General features: G+C 70.8%; 2 protein-coding genes and 1 pseudogene. 1 reads left to right on the top strand and 2 read right to left on the bottom strand.

Annotation, left to right across the window (positions count from 1 at the left end; genetic code table 11):
- On the bottom strand, window positions 1–649 hold a 649-nt coding region (locus ACWGH4_RS34270; RefSeq protein ID WP_453467711.1), incomplete at its 3' end, for a zinc-dependent alcohol dehydrogenase.
- On the bottom strand, window positions 646–1812 hold the full coding sequence (locus ACWGH4_RS34275; RefSeq protein WP_453467713.1) for a mandelate racemase/muconate lactonizing enzyme family protein: 1167 nt from the start codon (window positions 1810–1812) through the stop codon (window positions 646–648). The genes ACWGH4_RS34275 and ACWGH4_RS34270, both read right to left, overlap by 4 nt.
- Window positions 1813–2019: 207 nt before the next feature.
- On the opposite strand from ACWGH4_RS34275, the pseudogene ACWGH4_RS34280 reads away from it, so the two are divergent.
- Window positions 2020–2320: pseudogene (locus ACWGH4_RS34280) on the top strand (aldehyde dehydrogenase (NADP(+))); the annotation flags it as partial.

A 2320-nucleotide genomic window follows, 5' to 3' on the forward strand; every position in this document is an offset into this window, starting at 1 on the left:
GTGCGGCACGGTCCGGCCGGGTGCCGACCATCAGCAGCGCGGCGGGGGAGCAGGCGGCGAGCAGTTGCGCGGCGAGCATGCCGAGCGTGCCCGTGCCCACGACGGCGACCCGCTCACCGGGCCGCACGTCCGCCTTGAGGGCCGCCGCGGCGACGCACGCGGCGGGTTCGAGGAGGGCGGCGGCCGTCAGATCGGCGTCGTTGGGCAGCGGGTGGAGCAGCCGGGCCGGGAGGGTGAGGGTCGCGGCCATCGCTCCGGCCTGCGTGAATCCCGTCTCCTCGTAGCCGGCGCCGCACAGGGTGGTGTCACCGGCGTGGCAGCGGTCGCACACCTGGCAGTTGCGGAACCCCTCGCCGACCACCTTCCGGCCGACGAGCGAGCCGGGCACACCGTCCCCGACGGCGGCGACCGTCCCCGACCACTCGTGCCCCGGGGTGACGGGGTAACGGACGTACCCCTCCGGCCGGTTGCCCTGGAACACCTCCCGGTCACTGCCGCAGACGCCGACCGCGGCGACGCGGACCTGGGCCTCGCCGGGGCCGGGGCGGCGGGGGGTGTGCCCGGCGAGCCGGAACCGGCCGGGGCCGTCGAGCACGACCGCCCGCGGAGGGGCCGCCGTGCCGCCGGCACCCGGCGGCTCCGGGCTCACGACTGCTTCCCCTTCGGGGCGCGCTTCTCCCAGCCTTCGGCCCACAGGTCGAACCGGGCCTGCTGCTGCGGGAATTCGGCGGCCGCGTCGGTGTCGAGCTCCACTCCGAGCCCCGGTGCGTGGGACAGCTCGAAGCAGCCGGTCTCGGGGTCGACCTGCGGGGCGCCCTTGACGACCTTCTTGATCTCGGCGTCCGCGAAGTCGTTGAAGTGCTCGAGCACCTTGAAGTTCGGTGTGGAGAAGCCGACCTGCAGCGAGGCGGCCGTCAGGACGGGGCCGCCCACGTTGTGGGGTGCGACGAGCATGTAGTGCGTCTCCGCCGTGGCGGCGAGCTTGCGGGTCTCCCAGATGCCGCCGATGTGGCCGACGTCCGGCTGGAGGATGTCGGCGGCCTGCGACTCGAACAGCTCGCGGAACTCGATGCGGTCGTGGATGCGCTCACCGGTGGCGACGGGCATGTCGACCTTCTCCGCCACCTTCTTCAGCGCCTTGTGGTTCTCCGGCGGCACCGGCTCCTCCAGCCAGGCCGGCCGGAAGGGAGCCAGTTCGTTCGCCAGGCGCACCGCGGTGGAAGGGGAGAAACGGCCGTGCATCTCGAGCATCAGCTCCGCGTCGGGCCCGATGGCGTCCCGCACGGCCTCGATCAGCGACACGGAGTAGAGCGTCTCCTCGTGGGACAGCTCGTAGTGCCCGGTGCCGAACGGGTCGATCTTCAGGGCGCGGTAGCCGCGCTCCATGACCGTGCGCGCGGCCTTGTGGTAGGCCTCCGGGGTCCGCTCCGTGGTGTACCAGCCGTTGGCGTACGCCTTGACGCGGTCGTGGACCTTGCCCCCGAGGAGCTGCCAGACGGGCACGCCGAGGGCCTTGCCCTTGATGTCCCAGCAGGCCATCTCCACGCACGCGATGCCGGACATCACGATCTCGCCGGCGCGCCCGTAGTCGCCGTACTTCATGCGGCGCACGAGGTCTTCGACGGCGAACGGGTCGGATCCGGTGATGTGGTTGGCCTCGGCCTCGCGCAGATAGCCCACCAGCGCGTCGGTGTGGCCCAGCATCCGGGTCTCCCCGATGCCGGTGAGCCCTTCGTCGGTGTGCACCTGGACATAGGTGAGATTGCGCCAGGGTGTGCCGATCACATGTGTGCTGATTCCCGTGATGCGCAAGGCAGTTGCTCCAGTCGTGTTCGATATTTCGACAGGCGTTCGAAATTCTGCCGCGACAGTAGGGATGCGGGTGAACGCATGTCAATGGGGCGCCGGCGCGCTTGACCGCTTTTCCGTAGAAGCATAGCCTGCAGCCGTCCGAAATAAGGAACGCTGTCCGAAATCTCGAACGTATCGGACGCCATGCAACGTCTTGGAGGCACGCACGTGACTACCACGCCTGTCTGGAGTGTCGACCCCCGTAGCGGGAAGCGGCGGGAGCAGGTCGGGGTGGAGGCGTCGGTGGGGGAGGTGGACGCTGTGGTGCGGGCCGCGTGGGAGGCGCGGGGTTCGCTGGTGGATCGTGGTGTGCGGGCGGGGTTCTTGCGGGGGGCGGCGGATCTGCTGGAGGGGTCGGGGGACTCCTTGGTGGAGGTGGCGGATGCGGAGACGGCGCTGGGTGGGGTGCGGTTGCGTGGTGAGCTGGCGCGGACGTGTTTCCAGTTGCGGGCGTTCGCGGAGGTGGTGG

It is taken from the genome of Streptomyces sp. NPDC054847, assembly GCF_053610925.1.